Source organism: Caulobacter radicis (assembly GCF_003094615.1).
GTDB lineage: Bacteria > Pseudomonadota > Alphaproteobacteria > Caulobacterales > Caulobacteraceae > Caulobacter > Caulobacter radicis.
Genome location: NZ_QDKO01000015.1, coordinates 63,134 through 79,698 on the forward strand (window position 1 = coordinate 63,134; position 16,565 = coordinate 79,698).

Below are 16,565 nucleotides of genomic sequence, written 5' to 3' on the forward strand. Positions count from 1 at the left end.
TGCCCCTGATCGTGTGGCGACGACTTCGCGCGCCGGGAACGCCAATAATCATGGCCGCTCTAACCTCGACCATTAATAGAGACAGCGAATCGGACGGAGCGCCCGCGTTATGACCCTCGTGTTCTGGCTGATGGCCGCCGGCATGCTGGCCGCCAGTGCGTATGCCGCTTCGCTCCGCATCTGGCCGCTGACCGTCATCATCCTGGCGCTGTGCTGGGACAACGCCATCATCGCCGCCGGAGCCCTGGTCGGCGCGGGCGACCTGCTCGTCGGCCTGTCGGTGCCGCGCTACGTCGCGCACGGCCTGCTGACCCCTCTGCTGATCCCGATCGTGTTCTGGATCGCCAGGCTGCGCCTGCGCGCCTGGGTGTGGGTCCTGACCGCCCTGCTCGTTGCGCTCGGCGCCTATACCGAGATCTTCAACCTGAACCTGGTGCTCAAGGAGTATGGCGGCACGCTGCGCTACGCCCACGCGGCCGCCAGCCCGCCCATCCCGTCGATCGTGACGGTGCTGGTGCTGATCGGCGTCGGCGTCCTGCTGTGGCGGCGAGCGGGCGTACCATGGTTGTGCCTGGGGGCCCTGGCGATGTTCGGCAGCGCCGGCAGCGGCGTGTTCTGGCTCGGCAACGCCGGCGAACTGATGCTGATCGGCTCGATCCTGGCGACCGCGACGGCCCTGCGCTCGAAAGCCGCCCTCGCCCGCTGACGGGCGCGCCCTCCCCTTTCGGAGAGGGCGCGAACCATCATCCGGCCGCCGTTTCCTTGGCCACCTGGTCGACTTCATTGGCCGAACCCAACACCACCGGCACGCGCTGGTGCAGCTTGCTGGGCGCCAGGTCCAGGATCGGGGTGACGCCGTCGGTGGCCTTGCCGCCGGCGCGCTCGACGATCAGCGCCATCGGATTGGCCTCGTACATCAGGCGCAGCTTGCCCGGCTTGCCCGGCTCGCGGGCGTCCCACGGGTACATGAAGATGCCCCCGCGCATCAGGATGCGGTGCACGTCTGCGACCATCGAGGCCACCCAGCGCATGTTGAAGTTCTTGGCCCTGGGGCCTTCCTTGCCGGCCAGGCAGCCGTCGACATAGCGACGGATCGGCGGGGCCCAGTGGCGCTGGTTCGACATGTTGATGGCGAACTCGGCGGTGTCGGCCGGAATGGTCGACGCGGCGTGGGTCAACAGCCAGCGATCGTCGGCCGACAGGGTGAAGCCCACCACGCCCGAGGTCAGGGTCAGGACCAGCATGGTCTGCGGACCGTAGACGGCATAGCCGGCGCCGACCTGGTGGCGGCCGGGCTGCAGGAAGTCGGCTTCGGTCGGCTCGCGCCCTTCCGGCGCCGGCAGGATCGAGAAGATGGTGCCGACCGAGACGTTGACGTCGATGTTGCTGGAGCCGTCGAGCGGATCGAAGGTGACCAGATAGCCGCCCTGGCGGCCGGTGGTCTCGACATGCTCGAGCTCTTCGGAGGCGATGCCGGCGACCGGATCGCAAGCCTTCAGGGCGTCGCTCAACAGGTCGTTGGTCAGGATGTCGAGCTTCTTCTGCTCCTCGTCCTGGACGTTGGTGATCCCGGCCGCGCCGAGATTGCCGAGAATGGCCCCGCCGGCCACCACGCGGCTGATACGAGCGCAGGCGGCGGCGATTTGCGTGACGACGGTCTTGACCGCGGGGCTGGAGGGATCGCCGGCGAGATGGCTGGCGAGATCGATCAGGGCGGTCATGGAAAAGGCCTCGAACTATACGGGGCGGCGATCAGTCGCCGCGGCGCGAGCGACTCGCAGACTAGTACGACAATATTACGGGCGGGAGCGGGCCGGCGGCGAAAGCCGGCCCCAGAAAGCCTAGACTCGGCGCTTCATGCGCACTTCGCGCACGGCCCCGGTCGAGGAATTCATCACCAGGCTGTGGGTATGGACGAAGCCGTCCTTGAACCCCACCCCGTCCAGCAGGGCGCCGGAGGTGACGCCGGTGGCGGCGAAGATGGCGTCGGCCCGCACGATCTCATGCAGGTCGTACTTCTTGTCGAACTCGGTGACGCCCCAGCGCGCGGCGCGGGCGCGCTCGTCGGCGTTGCGAAAGATCAGGCGGCCCTGGAACTGACCGCCGACGCACTTCAGCGCCGCGCAGGCCAGCACGCCCTCGGGGGCGCCGCCGGAGCCGAGATAGAGGTCGATGCCGGTCGAGGGATCGGCGGTGTTGATGACGCCGGCCACGTCGCCGTCGGTGATCAGATTGACCCGAGCCCCGGCCGAACGGACTGAAGAGATGATCTCGGCGTGACGCGGACGGTCCAGCACGCAAACGGTGATCTGCGACGGCTCCACGCCCTTGGCCGCGGCCAGCGCCTTGACGTTGTCGGCCGGCGACTTGTCGAGATCGATCACGCCGGCCGGATAGCCCGGCCCGCAGGCGATCTTGTCCATATAGGTGTCGGGGGCGTTCAGCAGCGTGCCCTTGGGCGCCCAGGCCATCACGGCCAGCGCGTTGGGCATGGCCTTGGCCGTCAGGGTCGTGCCTTCCAGCGGATCGAGCGCGATGTCGACGGTCGGGCCGCCACGCCCCACCTTCTCGCCGATATAGAGCATCGGCGCCTCGTCACGCTCGCCCTCGCCGATGACGATCTCGCCGTCGATGGAAAGCTCGTTGAGCGCATTGCGCATGGCGTCGACGGCCGCCTGGTCGGCGGCCATCTCGTCACCCCGGCCGACCATGGTCCACGACGCGATGGCGGCGGCTTCGGTCACGCGGACCGCATCCAGGACCAGAGAACGGTCCAGGGTGTTAGAACTCATCAGTGTCTCCCAGCCCGTGGCGAGGCTAATTTCCCAATGTCTTCCACACCTGGACCGCTTGTTGCTCGCGATCTCTAGTTGCGCGCGACGCGCAGAAGACGGGGACGCTCTAGCACGGCCTGCAGCTTTTCGATGCGGCTAATCGCGTCGAGCAGCTTGGATTCGGGAGTCGCATGGGTGACGAGCACGATCGGCACGCCGCCCGCCCCTTCGACAGGCTTCTGCAGGAAGGCGTCGATCGAGACGCCGCATTCGGCCAGGGTTTCGGAGATCGCGGCGATGGCGCCGGGCACGTCGCGCACCATGATCCGCAGATAGGCCTTGCCCACAGACTTGGCGGGATCGACGGCGACGAACGGCTTCAGCGCGCCGGCCGGGGCCTGGAACACCGGCCGCGCGGCCCTGGTCATCACGTCGGCGATGTCGGCGGCGACGGCGGCCGCCGTCGGGCCCGCGCCGGCGCCCGGCCCCTGGATGAAGATGCGGCCGATGCGCGTCCCCTCGATGAAGAGCGCGTTCAGGGCGCCGCCGGCCTGGGCCAGCGGATGCTCCAGCGGGATCAGGGTCGGATGGACCTTCACGGCCACGCCGCCCTCGGTCTTCGAGGTGCCGGCGATCAGCTTGATGCGATAGCCCAGGTCCTTGGCCAGCTTGATGTCGAGCAGCTCGACCTCGCTGATGCCCTCGATCTCGGCGGCCTCGTAGTTGGGGGCGCAGCCGAAAGCCAGGGCGGCCAGGATGGTGATCTTGTGGCCGGCGTCGAAGCCGCCGACGTCCATGGTCGGATCGGCTTCGGCGTAGCCCAAGGCCTGAGCCTCGCGCAGCACGTCGCCGAAGTCGCGGCCGGTCTTCTCCATTTCGGAGAGGATGTAGTTGCAGGTGCCGTTGAGGATGCCGGCCACCGAGACGACGTCGTCGCCGACCATGGCCTCGCGCAGCATCTTCACCGCCGGCGTGCCGCCCATGACGGCGGCCTCGAACAGCAGCGGCGCGTCGTTGGCCTCGGCCAGCGCGGCGAGCTCCGCGCCGTGCTCGGCGATCAGCGCCTTGTTGGCGGTCACCACCGGCTTGCCCAGCTTCAGGGCGGCCTCGACCGCGGCCTTGGCCGGGCCGTCGCTGCCGCCGACGAGCTCGACGAACAGGTCGACGTTCGGCGAACTGGCCAGGGCGACCGGATCGTCGAACCATTCAAGGCCCGAGATGTCGACCGTGCGCGGGCGCGACTTGGAACGGGCCGAGACGGCGACCACTTCGGCGCGATCACCAGCCGGCGCGAAGTCCGGGCGGGCGGCGAGGAACTGCAGGAGACCGCCGCCGACGGTGCCGAGGCCCGCGACGCCGACGCGCCAGGTTTTCTGAGTCATGGTGCGGTTCCTCGTGGTCCGGTGGCCCCTTGCGGGACCGCCCTCTCCTTCGGCGAACCTGGGGACGAGGGCCAGTGTGGCGGCGTGCGGTGGAGACCCGCGCCCTGGGCGGGGCCAGGGCGAAGTCGTCGTGGTCGGGTCAGGCCTGTTCGAGGCTGTTGTGAGCCTTGGCCAGGATCTGGTCGGCGTTGGCGATGAACTTCTTCACGTTGCGCGCGGCCTGCTTGATGCGGTGCTCGTTCTCGACGAGGCCGATGCGGACATAGCCCTCGCCGTACTCGCCAAAACCGATGCCCGGGGCGACGGCGACGCCGGCCTCCTCGATCAGCAGGCGCGAGAACAGCATCGAGCCCGCGGCCTCGAACTGCGGCGGGATCTTCGCCCAGGCGAACATCGAGGCGGGCGGGTTGGGAATGTCCCAGCCGGCGCGCTTCATCGACGAGACCAGGGTGTCGCGACGCCCCTTGTAGATGCCGCGGATCTCCTCGACGCAGTCCTGCGGGCCATTCAGGGCCGCGGCGGCGGCGACCTGCACCGGCGTGTAGGCGCCGTAGTCGAGATAGGACTTCACGCGCGCCAGGGCCGCGCAGATGCGGGCGTTGCCGACCACCATGCCCACGCGCCAGCCGGCCATGGCGTAGGTCTTCGACAGCGAGTTGACCTCGACGGCGATGTCCTTGGCGCCCTCGACCTGCAGGATCGACGGCGGCGGGTTGTCCTCGAAATAGATCTCGCCGTAGGCCACGTCGCTGATGACCAGCAGGTCGTGCTTCTTGGCCAGCGCCACGGCGTCCTTGTAGAAGTCGAGGTCGACGGTCTGGGCCGTCGGGTTCGACGGATAGGACAGGATCAGCACGGACGGCGGCGGCACCGAGTGCTTCACCGCGCGGCTGATGTTGCTGAGGTACTGCTCGGGGCTCAGCGCCGGCACGTGGCGAATGACGCCGCCGGCCATGATGAAGCCGAAGGCGTGGATCGGATAGGCCGGGTTCGGGCAGATGATGACGTCGCCGGGGGCCGTCAGGGCCTGGGCGAGGTTGGCGAAGCCCTCCTTCGAGCCGAGGGTCGAGATCACCTCGGTGTCGGGGTTCAGCTTCACGCCGAAGCGGCGGTCGTAGTAGCCGGCCATGGCCTTGCGCAGGCCGGGGATGCCCTTCGAGGCCGAATAGCGGCCGGCGCGCGGGTCGCGCGAGGTCTCGATCAGCTTGTCGACGATGTGCTTGGGCGTGGGCATGTCCGGATTGCCCATGCCGAAGTCGATGATGTCGACGCCCTGGCCGCGCAGGCGAGCCTTGATGCGGTTGACCTCTTCGAAGACGTAAGGCGGCAGGCGGCGGATACGGTGAAAGTCGGCGGTCATGATGGCTCGTGCGCCCTCTGGCGCTGCAGGAGCGAAAAGTCGGGCATGGATAGACCCCCAGCGGGGCCTAGCCAAGCCAGTTCAAGGAAAATTATGCCTCCGTCGCCCTATTGGGGCTTGGACGGAGGCGGGGTAGCTCGGCCACGAGCAGCCTTGGCGAAGGCTTCGGTCTCGGCGCGATCGGCGACGGTCGGGATTTCCGACGGCGGAACGCGCCCGGCGCGCTGGGCGCGGGCGGCGAAACCTTCGGTGTCGGTCAGGGCGAAGGTCTCCGGCGCGGTGTCGCGACGGAGCTTAGCGGCGGCGGCCTGCTCGGCCTGGACCTGGGCCTTGTATTCGCCGGGCTTGGGAATGTCGGTCGGCACGGCCGGAATGCTGGCCAGGCTCGGGATCTTGCCCCGCTCATTGGCGGCCGCTTCGGCGCCGGCGGCCACCGGCGAGGTGGCGTCGACGGGCGGCGGCGTGAACGGCGACGAGGCGCAGGCCGACAGCACGGCCGAGAGGACCGCGAGCGAGGCGCCGAAACGTACGATTTTACCGGTTTGGCCGTTCATCTTGTCTCAGGTCTTATGCGATGATCGCGGCGAGCGGAAGGCGCCGAACGAGAATCGGCGGTCGATAAGCGACATTCAGGCGGAAGGAACGCGCATGGCCAAGGGCGACGGCAAGGACGCGGGCAAGAGCGTCAAGACGGCGGGCAAGCCTCGCAAGCCTTCCGCACCGCGCAAGACGGCCGCCACGACGCCAAAGCCCCCTCCTCCGTCCCCTGAGCCCGATCCCAAGCCCGAATCGGCCGCCGCCTCCGGCGCCCCCGATTTCACCGCGCTGCTGACCGAGGAGCAGCGGCGAATGATGGAGGCCCTGTCGGCCAACCTGGCCCGCGCGGCCGTCACCGCGCAAGGCGCGATCGCCGAGGCCGCCCTGCGTCAGGCCGACCGGCCCGCCGCCCTGTCGCCCGACCCGTTCCATGTGGGGCCCGCCCTCAACGAGGTGATCGGCAGCCTTGCGTCGCAGCCGGACCGGCTGCTGCGCGCCCAGGCCGACCTCTTCAGCGGCTACATGGAGCTTTGGCAGTCGGCGGCCCGCCGCGCCGTCGGCGAAGAGGCCAAGCCGGTGATCGCCCCTGCCCATGGCGACAAGCGCTTCTCCGACCCCGACTGGTCGTCCAACCCCGTGTTCGACATGATGAAGCAGTCCTACCTGCTGACGTCGAACTGGCTGAACGGCCTGGTGGCCCAAGCCGAGAACGTCGACCCGCAATCCAAGCGCCGCGTCGAGTTCTTCACCAAGATGCTGACCGACGCCTTCTCGCCGTCGAACTTCCTGATCTCCAACCCCGCCGCCCTGCGCGAGGTGATGCACACCAACGGCGAGAGCCTGAAGCGCGGCATGGAGAACTTCGCCGCCGACCTCGAGCGCGGCGGCGGCCAGCTGGCCATCAGCCAGACGGATCTGGCCAAGTTCAAGGTCGGCGAGAACGTCGCCACCGCCCCCGGCAAGGTGGTCTACCAGAACGACATCCTGCAGCTGATCCAGTTCGACCCGACCACCGAGCAGCAGCACGAGATCCCGCTGCTGATCTTCCCGCCCTGGATCAACAAGTTCTACATCCTGGACCTGCGGCCCGAGAACTCGATGATCCGCTGGCTGACCGGCCAGGGCTTCACGGTGTTCGTCGCCTCGTGGGTCAATCCCGACACCCGCCTGGCCGCCAAGACCTTCGAAGACTACATGCTCGAAGGCATCTACGACGCCAGCCAACAGGTCATGACCCAGTGCGGCGTCGATAGGGTCAACACCGTCGGCTACTGCATCGGCGGCACGCTGCTGTCATGCGCCCTGGCCCACATGGCCGCCAAGGGCGACAAGCGCATCAATTCGGCCACCTTCTTCGCCGCCCAGCAGGACTTCGCCGAGGCCGGAGACCTTCTGCTGTTCACCGACGAGGCCTGGCTGAAGGAAATCGAGGCGCGGATGGACCAGCAGGGCGGCTTCCTGCCCAGCCAGTCGATGGCCGACACCTTCAACGCCCTGCGCGGCAACGACCTGATCTGGTCGTTCTTCATCAACAACTACCTGATGGGCAAGGAACCGCGCCCGTTCGACCTGCTGTTCTGGAACGCCGACCAGACGCGGATGCCCAAATCGCTGCACCTGTTCTACCTGCGCAACTTCTACAAGGACAACAACCTGACCCATGGCCGCCTGACCTTGGGCGGAGAGGTACTGGACCTGTCGAAGGTCAAGACGCCCATCTACGTGCAGTCGTCGAAGGACGACCACATCGCGCCCTACCGCAGTGTCTATCGCGGCGCGCGCGCCTTCGGCGGCCCGGTGACCTTCACCATGGCCGGTTCGGGCCACATCGCCGGCGTGATCAACCATCCCGACGCCAAGAAGTACCAGCACTGGACCAACGAGCACCTGCCTGGCTCGGTCGACGGCTGGATCGCCGGCGCGGTCGAGCACCCCGGTTCGTGGTGGCCGCATTGGGCCGACTGGCTGAAGGCCAAGTCCGGCAAGCTGGTCCCGGCCCGCGATCCCTCCAAGGGTCCGCTGAAGGCCTTCGAGGACGCCCCGGGCAGCTTCGTGCGGGTGCGCTCGAACGCGGAAGCGGCTTAGAGAACCTCCCCCTCTGGGGGAGGAGATCGCGCAGCGATCGGTGGGGGGCGTGGCCGTAAACCGGCCCGCGCCTCGAAAGCTGAAAACTTCCCCCACCGGCCTGAGGCCGCCTCCCCCAGGAGGGGGAGGTTTTTTCAGACCATACCCACCGCATAGGCCTCGGCGAATACGCCTGTCTCGGACTTCTCGATCAGCGGCCGCACCCGGGCCATGTGCTCGGTGAAGCGCCGATCCTCGCGGAAGAGGTCAGCGTCCGCCTGGGTGTCGAACACCGAGATCAGCACCAGCCCCTGCTCTGATCGAAACAGCCGCACGCCGCGCAGGCCCTTCACCTGGCCGCGCAAGCGCAGGTGCTGGGCCAGTTGCAGCTCGAGGAAGGCCTCGAACTGACCGGTCTTCGGACGGATGACGCTGATATTGACCACCGGCTCGGGGCGCGCCGCCCTGGGCTCGACGGGGCTGGCGACAGCGGCGGCTGCGACGGCGGTCGTGGCGGCGGCGAAGGTCATGGGGAGGCGCTCCAGGAAGGCGTTGCCGGTTGCGGAGCTCCCCCTGTAAAACCTCAAGCAAACTTGAGGTCAAGCGCCATGTCCGACTGCCCCTCCGCCTTCCAGACGCTCAGCGTCGGCGAACTGGCCAAGCGCGCGGGCGTGGCGGTTTCGGCCCTGCACTTCTACGAGGCCAAGGGCCTGATCCGCAGCCTGCGCACCGAAGGCAACCAGCGACGCTATCCGCGCGGCATGCTGCGGCGGGTGGCGGTGATCAAGGTCGCCCAGCGCACCGGCATGCCGCTGAACGAGATCAAGCAGGCGCTGGCCGCCCTGCCCGACGATCGCGCGCCCAGCCAGCAGAACTGGCGTGACTTGTCGGCGGCCTGGCGCGACGACCTGGACGCGCGCATCCGCCGCCTGACCCAGCTGCGCGACCAGCTCGACGGCTGCATAGGCTGCGGCTGCCTGTCGCTGACCTCTTGCCCGTTGCGCAATCCGCGCGACACGCTCGCCGCCGAAGGGCCAGGCCCTCGCCTTCTGGATGAAATTTGACGCCAGCAAGACCAGCGTTCGCCCAAAACTCGCCCCGATCACGGCGGAGCTTGTCGCCATGCTCGACCTTTCTCGTCGCACCACGCTGGGCCTTCTGGCCGCCGCCCCCTGGCTGGGCGCGGCCGCGCGCGGCGACGGCCTTAAACTGGCCCAGGCGGCGCGCACCCAGATCGGCGTGACCCTGGACTACGACCCCAGCTATCGCGCGATCGGCTATCCGCGAGGCGACGTGCTGCGCTCGACCGGCGTCTGCGCCGACGTGCTGGTGCGGGCCGCCCGCGACGCCTGGAACGTCGATCTGCAGGAACGCATCCACGCCGACATGACCCGATCCTTCTCGGCCTATCCGGCCAAGCGGGCCTGGGGCCAAAAGAGCGCCGACGCCAACATCGACCATCGCCGGGTGCTGAACCTGGAGACCTATCTGGATCGCCAGGGCGCGAAGCTGCGCGCCAGCCAGGACGCCCGCTCGGGCGACGGCTTTGCCGATCCCCTGCCGGGCGACGTGCTGACTTGGCGGCTGTTCGGCAACGGCCGCCCGCACATCGGCGTGGTGGTGCAAGGTCCCGACAAGGTGCGCGTGGTGCACAATATCGGCGCCGGCGCCCGCGAAGAGGCGTTGTGGATCTTCAAGCTGCACAAGCCCGCCGGGCACTATCGCTGGCGGGCTTGACCCTGCCCTTCTCTCCTTGCGGGAGAAGGATCTGGCTTCAGAGCCCAGCCTTCTCGTCCAGGCCGAGCGCCAGGTTGAGGTTCTGCACCGCGGCGCCCGAGGCGCCCTTGCCCAGGTTGTCGAGCAGGGCCACCAGGCGGGCCTGGCCGCTGGTGTCGGAGCCGAAGACGAACAGCTTCAGGCGGTTGGTGCCGTTCAGCCCCTCGGGGTCGAGGGTCGTCAACGACTTGGCCTCGTCCAGCGAAGCCACCTCGACGAAGCTTTCGCCCTTGTAGTGGGCGGCGAGCGCGGCGTGGAGGTCGCCCAGCGAGCAGGAGCCTTCAAGCAGGCCAAGGTGCAGCGGCAGCTCGACCAGCATGCCTTGCGCGTAGCGGCCCACGGCGGGCGTGAAGATCGGGCGCGACAGCAGGCCGCCGTGCTTCTGGATCTCGGGCACGTGCTTGTGGGTCAGCGACAGGCCGTAGATGCGATAGGCGACCTTGGTGTAGGTCGGCGAGCTCTCGTCCTCGAACTCGGCGATCATCGCCTTGCCGCCGCCCGTGTAGCCCGAGACGCCGTTGAACGAGACCGGCAGGTCCGAAGACAGCAGGCCGGCCGAAACCAGCGGACGGGTCAGGGCGATGGCGCCGGTGGCGTAGCAGCCCGGGTTGGAGATCCGCTTCGAAGCCGCGATCTTCTTGCGCTGTTCCTTGTCCAGCTCGGGGAAGCCGTAGGTCCAGTCGGCGTTGGTGCGATGGGCGCTGGAGGCGTCGATCACCTTGACCAGCGGGTTCTCGATCAGGCCGACGGCTTCCTTGGCCGCGTCGTCGGGCAGGCACAGGATCACCGCATCGGCGGCGTTCAGCATCTCGGCGCGGGCGACCGGATCCTTGCGGCGCTCGGGATCGATCGAGATCAGCTGAAGATCGGTGCGGCCGATCAGGCGCTCGCGAATCTGCAGGCCGGTGGTGCCGACTTCGCCGTCGATGAAGACCTTGGGGGTGTTCGCCATGATGCCAACTCCTCGGCCTGGGCCGCTTCGCGTCGGGCCCAGTCTTGCAGCGCCATGTGACCGGCGCATGCATTCGGGCGCTGTCCGGCCCGATCGGAATTCACAAGAAAAAGGGCGCTTCGGATAACCGAAGCGCCCTCTTCCAAAACGCGTGCGACGACGCGCTTAGCGCTTCGAGAACTGGAAGCTGCGGCGGGCCTTGGCCTTGCCGTACTTCTTACGCTCGACGACGCGGCTGTCGCGGGTCAGGAAGCCGTGCGGCTTCAGGACCGGGCGCAGGGCCGGTTCGTAGTAGGTCAGGGCCTTGGACAGACCGTGACGGATGGCGCCGGCTTGACCCGACAGGCCCGAACCTTCGACGGTGACGTCGACGTCGAACTGGCCGAGACGCTCGGTCACTTGCAGCGGCTGGGCGATCATCATGCGCAGCACGGGGCGAGCGAAGTAGACTTCCTGGTCGCGGCCATTGACCGTGATCTTGCCGGTGCCCGGCTTGATCCAGACGCGCGCGATGGCGTTCTTACGCTTGCCGGTCGCGTACGAGCGGCCTTGGGCGTCGATCTTCGGCTCGGCCGGAGCGGCCGCTTGCGGGTTGCTGGACAGGCCGGCCAGCGCGTCAAAACCTTGAGCTTCGGACATGACTTAGGCGCTCCGGGTGTTCTTGACGTTGCGCGCGGCGAAGTCGATGACTTCCGGGCTTTGCGCTTGGTGCGGGTGCTCAGCGCCGGCATAGACCAGCAGGTGCGTCAGCTGCTTGCGAGCCAGCGGGCTCTCCTTCGGCAGCATGCGCTCGACGGCCTTGTTCAGGACGCGCTCGGGGAATTGACCGCCCAGCACCTTGCGCGGGGTGGTTTCCTTGATGCCGCCCGGGTGACCGGTGTGACGGTAGTAAACCTTGTCGTCCAGCTTCTTGCCGGTGAACTTCACCTTGTCGGCGTTGATCACGACGACGAAGTCGCCGCAGTCGACGTGCGGGGTGTAGTCGGGACGGTGCTTGCCGCGAAGACGCATGGCGATGAACGTCGCCAGACGACCGACAACGGCGTCCTTGGCGTCGACCACGATCCACTTCTTCTCGACCTCGGCGGGCTTCAGGGAAGCCGTGGTCTTTTGCATGGGATTGATCCGTAATTCTTGTGCGTCGGGAGCCGAGGAAGTGGTTCCGTCCGCGTGAGGGGCGGCTGATACCCAAGGGTTGGCCGCCTGTCAACATTGCGCATGCAGAAAGTTCGGAAAGCCTTGCAGCACAAGGGTTTGAGCGATACGGTATTCAAATACCACATCCATTCGCTTTCCACGCCCGAGCAAGAAAAAGGGCGAGCGTCCGAGGCCGCCCGCCCTTTCCCTGGATGAGGCTGTCCCTTCGCCTACTTGGCGGCGTCGAAGCCGAAGGCGTGGCGCATGACCTGGAAGATGTAGCTCTCCTCGACCACGCCGCGGACGAGGTAGGCGCCCGGACCGTCGGCATAGACCCCGACGTCCTCGCCGGCGTGGGCGGCGCTGGGCAGGTGAGCCACGGCCTGCTGGTGGTAGTCGACCTCGTCGAGGTCTTCCTTGGCCGGGTCGGCGCGCAGGTTGCTCCCTTCGACGCCGCCGGGACCGGTGGCGAAGCTCAGCACCGTATAGGCCTTGCCGTCGCCGGCCACGACCGGTTCGCCCTCGTTGCCCGCCAGGCCCAGGATCGGAGCGTTGCGCGCGGCATAGCCCGAGATCACCAGGCCGTGGCTGTGGTCGGCGGTGACGATGACCAGGGTGTCCTTCAGGTCGACCTTGTCGAGCACGGCCTGGACAGCGTCGGAGAAGGCCGCGGTCTCGGTCAGGGTGCGCCTGGCGTTGTTGAGGTGGCTGCCCATATCGATCTTGCCGCCCTCGACCAGCAGGAAGTAGCCCTTGGGGTTCTTCGACAGGATGTCGACGGCCTTGGTGGCCATGTCGGACAGCGAGGGCACGCCCTGCCCGCTCTGGGCGCGCTCGACCTCGTAGGGCAGGTGCTCGCCGGCGAAGAGACCGAGCACCGGGCCCGTCTTGGCCGGATCGATGGCCTTCAGCTGATCGGCGGTCGAGACATAGGCCGCGCCCTTGGCCCTGGTCCATTCGGCGGTCAGGTCGCGGCCGTCGGCGCGCTTGCCGCCCTTGGCCTCGGGCAGGAACCGCGAGCGGCCGCCGCCCAGCGCGACATCGAGGCGCACGCCCGCCGGGGCCTCGACCAGCTGGCGGGCGATGTCCTTGCAGCCGCCGCTCAGGGCCTCGGCCGGCATGTCGCCGTCGCCTTCCCAGTCGCGATAGGCGGTGTGGGCGAAGGTCCCGGCGGGGGTGGCGTGGGTGATGCGGGTGTTGGTCACCGCGCCGGCCGACAGGCCGTGGGCCTTGGCGATCTCGGCGATGGTGGTCACGCTGGTGGCGGCTTCGCTGGCGCAGCTCTCGGGCTTGGCCTCACCGGTCAGGCCGATGACCTTGTTGCGGGTCTTCACGCCGGTGGTGATGGCGGTGATGCCGGCGGCGCTGTCGGTGACCTGGGTGTCGTGGCTATAGGTCTTGGAGAGCGCGGTGAAGGGCAGCTTCTCGAACGACAGGGCGTTGGACTCGCCGTCCACGCCCTTCTGCTGGCCCTGCCAGATGCGCCCGGCCACGGCGGTGGAGATGCCCATGCCATCGCCGAGGAACAGGATGACGTTCTTGGCGCGGCCGGTGTTGGGGGTCACCGCCATGGCCCTGGCCAGCGCGGCCTGGCCGGACTTGTAGTACGGGTCGGCGGCCTGGGCCGGCGAAGCGTCGGCGGCGTGGGCGAAGGCGGGCAGCAGGGCCAGGGCGCAGACGCCGGCCAGGAACGAGGAAGCGCGGATCACGGGGCAGTCTCCAGCAGGGACGTCGCGCGTGCTCTGCTGGAGTTTCGTGACAGTTCTTCGAGCGCCATGGAAATGGGCTGAAGCGAAGCGCCGACCTTCTCCCTTAGAACCCCGCTTTCGCGGGGATATTTCGGAGATTGGTTACGGCCGGCGGACACGCCAGGCAAAGGCGGTCGCCACGCCCAGCAGCACGGCCGCGCCGGCCTGGTGCAGGACGCCCAGGCTCAGCGGCACGGCGGCCATCAGGGTCCAGACGCCCAGACCGGCCTGCACCGTCACGACCCCGAGCAGGACGTAGGCGGCGATCTTGGCTTCATGCGGCAGACGACGGGCCCGCGCCGCGCCGGCCGCGATGGCGATCGCGGCGGCGAAGACGGCATAGGCCATCAGACGGTGGTGCAGTTGCACCGCGCCCTGGCTGTGGGCCAGCGTGCCCCACAGGCCGTGACCGGCGTACTGGTCGGGCAGCAGCGCGCCGTTCATCAACGGCCAGTCGTTGTAGACGAGGCCGGCGTCGTTGCCGGCCACCAGCGCGCCCAGCAGGCTCTGGAAGAACACCGCGCCCAGAAAAGCCAGGGCCCAGCCACGCCAGTCGCTGCGCTCCTCGACGCGCGGCGCGCCGTTCCAGGCGTCCAGCGCGGTCCAGATCAGCAGCACGAAGAGCGCCAGCGCCAGGCCCAGGTGGACCATCAGCCGCTCGGGCGCGACCGAAACCCGTTCCGACAGGCCCGAAGAGACCATCCACCAGCCGACCAGCCCCTGCAGGCCGCCCAGGGCCAGCATGGCCCCGCAGCGCCAGATCAGGCGGCGCGGCAGCATGCGGCGAACGAGGAAGAAGGCGAACGGAACGGCGAAGGCGACGCCCACAACGCGGCCCAGCAACCGGTGCGCCCACTCCCACCAGAAGATGCCCTTGTAGGCCTCCAGGGTCATGTCGGGATTCACCAGGTGGTACTGGGGGATCTGCTTGTAGAGCTCGAAATTGGCCCGCCAGGCCTCCTCCGACATCGGCGGCAGGGCGCCCATGATCGGCTTCCACTGGGTGATCGACAGTCCCGAGTCGGTCAGGCGCGTCGCGCCGCCGACGACGACCATGGCGAAGACCAGCACCGCCACGACGAACAGCCAGATGGCGACGGGGGCGGAACGGTCGGAACGCAGGAAGGAAGTCATGAAGCCGAAAAAACGCCTGTTCTGGGCCTAAATGGGGCGGCTAGACCCCTACCCCCGCCACAGCTCCGCTGTCCATGCCTGCGGTCGCCTTAAGGGAACCATGACGCGCACGACTGGCCGTGGCATGGTGAGCCCGCTGCGGGGGCGCAGCGCGTTCCAGGGGGATGTGCAATGAGCGGCGTGGGCGTGTTCAGCGCCGTGGTGATCGGCATCCTGGCCGGCTGGATCGCGGATCTGGCCCTGGCCCGTCGCCACAGCCTGTTCATCAAGCTGCTGATCGGCGTGATCGGCTCGTTCATCGGCGCGTTCATCGCCCAGCGCCTGCACCTGGCCATCCCCGGCTTTCTCGGCAGCCTGGTCGTCTCGGCCGTCGGCGCCACCCTGTTCCTGGCCGTGCTCGGCCTCTTCCGGAGATCCGCGTGAGCGCTCCCCTCATTCCGGCGCGCCTGCGCAAGCTGATCGGTTCGCTCGGCGTCGTCGCGATCCTGCTCGGCTGGATCTGGGCCTTCACCAGCCTCTACGACCACCTGCCGCTGAACCGCGCCGTGCACCTGATCTATTTCGTGGCGCTGGGCATGGGCTGGGTGCTGCCGGTCATCCCGCTGATCACCTGGATGGGCAAGGCGGACAAGCCGCTGGACGTCGGCCAGCGATAATCCGGAAACGAAAAAGGCCGCCCCGAAGGGCGGCCTTTGCGTTTCTTCCGCGGTGTTCTCTCCGAAGAGAGAATGGTCGGAGCGACAGGATTCGAACCTGCGACCCCTTGACCCCCAGTCAAGTGCGCTACCAGGCTGCGCCACGCTCCGACGCGGAAGGAGCGCCCTTATAGGCGCCGCTCTTCGCCTCGGCAATCGGAAATCTAGTGGTTTTCCACAGTCCTCAGGAACGCGTCAAAAGCCCGTCCAGACGGGCCTTGATGCTGGTCAGGTCGTCCAGCGCCTCGGTCAGGCGCCGACGTTGCTCGGGACTGGGCGGCGAAACGGCCGCCGAATCGCCGAACGACTCATCGAGTGGAGATTCGAGGAAGGCCGCGCCGTTCTGGCCCAGGCCCGCGGCGATCACATGGGCCACGCCCTGCTCGCGGTGCAGCTTCTGGACGCCCTTGATGGTGTAGCCCTCGGCGTGCAGCAGCGCGCGCACGCCGTTCAGCACGGCGATGTCCTGCGGGCGGTAGAAGCGCCGCCCGCCAGCCCGCTTCATCGGGCGAATGAAAGAGAACTTGGTCTCCCAGAAACGCAGGACGTGCTGGGGGACGCCGAGCTCCTCGGCGGCCTCTGAAATCGTGCGGAAGGCGTTCGGCCCCTTCGCCACCGCACGGACTCCTTAGTCGTCCAAAGCGCTGTCGATGCGCGCCTTCATGACCTGCGAGGCCCTGAAGCCGATAACGCGCCGCGGCTCGATCTCGGCCGGCTCGCCGGTCTTGGGATTGCGCCCCATCCGGGCCCGCTTCTCGCGGACCTGGAAGACGCCGAATCCGGAAAGCTTGACCGTCTCACCCTTCTCGAGCGCCTCGGCCACGAGATCCAGGGTGCGCTCGACGAGACCGGCGCAGTCCTGACGAGTCAGGCCTACTTCCTCGTGGACAGCCTCGCAGAGGTCAGCCCGGGTCAGAGTCGAACCCTTCATAACGCCCCCTATACGCTTCAATGCGCGAACTCAGCACAGCCCGCGCCAATCGGTCCGCCTCGCGAAAAGGGGCGC

19 protein-coding genes and 1 tRNA gene are annotated in these 16,565 nt (G+C 68.1%); 6 read left to right on the top strand and 14 right to left on the bottom strand.

Features of this window, described 5'->3' with window-relative positions; translation table 11 throughout:
- The first annotated feature begins 109 nt into the window (after positions 1–109).
- Complete coding sequence (locus DDF62_RS08970; RefSeq protein ID WP_116488802.1) at positions 110–706, top strand: hypothetical protein; 597 nt, start codon at positions 110–112, stop codon at positions 704–706.
- A 37-nt stretch (positions 707–743) separates the two neighbouring features.
- Here the strand turns inward: DDF62_RS08970 and DDF62_RS08975 are convergent, their stop codons facing one another.
- The 5 genes from DDF62_RS08975 to DDF62_RS08995 all read right to left on the bottom strand — a co-directional run bounded on the left by DDF62_RS08975 (position 744) and on the right by DDF62_RS08995 (position 6,070).
- Positions 744–1,721 (bottom strand): class 1 fructose-bisphosphatase, encoded by a 978-nt coding sequence (locus DDF62_RS08975; RefSeq protein WP_116488803.1) that lies wholly within the window; start codon positions 1,719–1,721, stop codon positions 744–746.
- Between the two features lie 120 nt (positions 1,722–1,841).
- Positions 1,842–2,792: a class II fructose-bisphosphatase gene (gene glpX, locus DDF62_RS08980; RefSeq protein WP_116488804.1), complete on the bottom strand. Its 951-nt coding sequence runs from the start codon at positions 2,790–2,792 to the stop codon at positions 1,842–1,844.
- Between the two features lie 74 nt (positions 2,793–2,866).
- The gene (locus tag DDF62_RS08985; protein ID WP_116488805.1) at positions 2,867–4,156 is read right to left on the bottom strand and encodes a homoserine dehydrogenase; all 1,290 of its coding nucleotides are present in this window, start codon (positions 4,154–4,156) and stop codon (positions 2,867–2,869) included.
- A gap of 139 nt (positions 4,157–4,295) precedes the next feature.
- On the bottom strand, positions 4,296–5,516 hold the full coding sequence (locus tag DDF62_RS08990; protein WP_116488806.1) for an LL-diaminopimelate aminotransferase: 1,221 nt from the start codon (positions 5,514–5,516) through the stop codon (positions 4,296–4,298).
- Positions 5,517–5,623: 107 nt separating this feature from the next.
- Positions 5,624–6,070 (bottom strand): hypothetical protein, encoded by a 447-nt coding sequence (locus DDF62_RS08995; protein WP_116488807.1) that lies wholly within the window; start codon positions 6,068–6,070, stop codon positions 5,624–5,626.
- Between the two features lie 94 nt (positions 6,071–6,164).
- Here DDF62_RS08995 and DDF62_RS09000 point away from each other — a divergent pair, with 94 nt between their 5' ends.
- Positions 6,165–8,138, top strand: a complete 1,974-nt coding sequence (locus DDF62_RS09000; RefSeq protein ID WP_425267036.1) for a class I poly(R)-hydroxyalkanoic acid synthase — start codon at positions 6,165–6,167, stop codon at positions 8,136–8,138.
- A gap of 134 nt (positions 8,139–8,272) precedes the next feature.
- On the opposite strand, the gene DDF62_RS09005 is transcribed toward DDF62_RS09000, so the two are convergent.
- Positions 8,273–8,647, bottom strand: a complete 375-nt coding sequence (locus DDF62_RS09005) for an antibiotic biosynthesis monooxygenase (RefSeq protein ID WP_116488808.1) — start codon at positions 8,645–8,647, stop codon at positions 8,273–8,275.
- A 78-nt stretch (positions 8,648–8,725) separates the two neighbouring features.
- On the opposite strand from DDF62_RS09005, the gene soxR reads away from it, so the two are divergent.
- Both soxR and DDF62_RS09015 read left to right on the top strand, forming a co-directional pair.
- Positions 8,726–9,181 carry a redox-sensitive transcriptional activator SoxR gene (gene soxR / locus DDF62_RS09010; RefSeq protein ID WP_116488809.1) on the top strand — a complete coding sequence of 152 codons (456 nt, stop codon included), beginning with the start codon at positions 8,726–8,728 and terminating at the stop codon, positions 9,179–9,181.
- A 58-nt stretch (positions 9,182–9,239) separates the two neighbouring features.
- Positions 9,240–9,854 (top strand): DUF1287 domain-containing protein, encoded by a 615-nt coding sequence (locus DDF62_RS09015; protein WP_116488810.1) that lies wholly within the window; start codon positions 9,240–9,242, stop codon positions 9,852–9,854.
- A 37-nt stretch (positions 9,855–9,891) separates the two neighbouring features.
- Here the strand turns inward: DDF62_RS09015 and argC are convergent, their stop codons facing one another.
- The 5 genes from argC to DDF62_RS09040 form a co-directional block, all read right to left on the bottom strand.
- Positions 9,892–10,845, bottom strand: coding sequence for an N-acetyl-gamma-glutamyl-phosphate reductase (gene argC, locus DDF62_RS09020; RefSeq protein WP_116488811.1), 954 nt, complete (start codon positions 10,843–10,845; stop codon positions 9,892–9,894).
- A 165-nt stretch (positions 10,846–11,010) separates the two neighbouring features.
- Entirely contained in the window at positions 11,011–11,484 is a 474-nt protein-coding gene (gene rpsI, locus DDF62_RS09025) for a 30S ribosomal protein S9 (RefSeq protein WP_101714260.1), read from the bottom strand.
- A gap of 3 nt (positions 11,485–11,487) precedes the next feature.
- Positions 11,488–11,961 carry a 50S ribosomal protein L13 gene (gene rplM / locus DDF62_RS09030; protein WP_116488812.1) on the bottom strand — a complete coding sequence of 158 codons (474 nt, stop codon included), beginning with the start codon at positions 11,959–11,961 and terminating at the stop codon, positions 11,488–11,490.
- A 251-nt stretch (positions 11,962–12,212) separates the two neighbouring features.
- Positions 12,213–13,691: an alkaline phosphatase gene (locus DDF62_RS09035; protein WP_244286772.1), complete on the bottom strand. Its 1,479-nt coding sequence runs from the start codon at positions 13,689–13,691 to the stop codon at positions 12,213–12,215.
- Positions 13,692–13,832: 141 nt separating this feature from the next.
- The gene (locus DDF62_RS09040) at positions 13,833–14,864 is read right to left on the bottom strand and encodes a COX15/CtaA family protein (protein ID WP_116488813.1); all 1,032 of its coding nucleotides are present in this window, start codon (positions 14,862–14,864) and stop codon (positions 13,833–13,835) included.
- A gap of 171 nt (positions 14,865–15,035) precedes the next feature.
- Here DDF62_RS09040 and DDF62_RS09045 point away from each other — a divergent pair, with 171 nt between their 5' ends.
- Together DDF62_RS09045 and DDF62_RS09050 are read left to right on the top strand one after the other, a co-directional pair.
- The gene (locus tag DDF62_RS09045) at positions 15,036–15,287 is read left to right on the top strand and encodes a GlsB/YeaQ/YmgE family stress response membrane protein (RefSeq protein WP_101719722.1); all 252 of its coding nucleotides are present in this window, start codon (positions 15,036–15,038) and stop codon (positions 15,285–15,287) included.
- The gene (locus tag DDF62_RS09050) at positions 15,278–15,520 is read left to right on the top strand and encodes a DUF2842 domain-containing protein (protein ID WP_244286781.1); all 243 of its coding nucleotides are present in this window, start codon (positions 15,278–15,280) and stop codon (positions 15,518–15,520) included. The genes DDF62_RS09045 and DDF62_RS09050 overlap by 10 nt, the downstream gene beginning before the upstream one ends.
- 73 nt (positions 15,521–15,593) lie before the next feature.
- Here the strand turns inward: DDF62_RS09050 and DDF62_RS09055 are convergent.
- The 3 genes from DDF62_RS09055 to DDF62_RS09065 all read right to left on the bottom strand — a co-directional run bounded on the left by DDF62_RS09055 (position 15,594) and on the right by DDF62_RS09065 (position 16,490).
- Positions 15,594–15,670, bottom strand: a tRNA-Pro gene (locus tag DDF62_RS09055).
- A 73-nt stretch (positions 15,671–15,743) separates the two neighbouring features.
- On the bottom strand, positions 15,744–16,175 hold the full coding sequence (locus DDF62_RS09060) for a MerR family transcriptional regulator (protein ID WP_116488815.1): 432 nt from the start codon (positions 16,173–16,175) through the stop codon (positions 15,744–15,746).
- 12 nt (positions 16,176–16,187) lie between these two features.
- Positions 16,188–16,490, bottom strand: a complete 303-nt coding sequence (locus DDF62_RS09065) for an integration host factor subunit alpha (protein WP_058346906.1) — start codon at positions 16,488–16,490, stop codon at positions 16,188–16,190.
- Between the last annotated feature and the right edge of the window lie 75 nt (positions 16,491–16,565).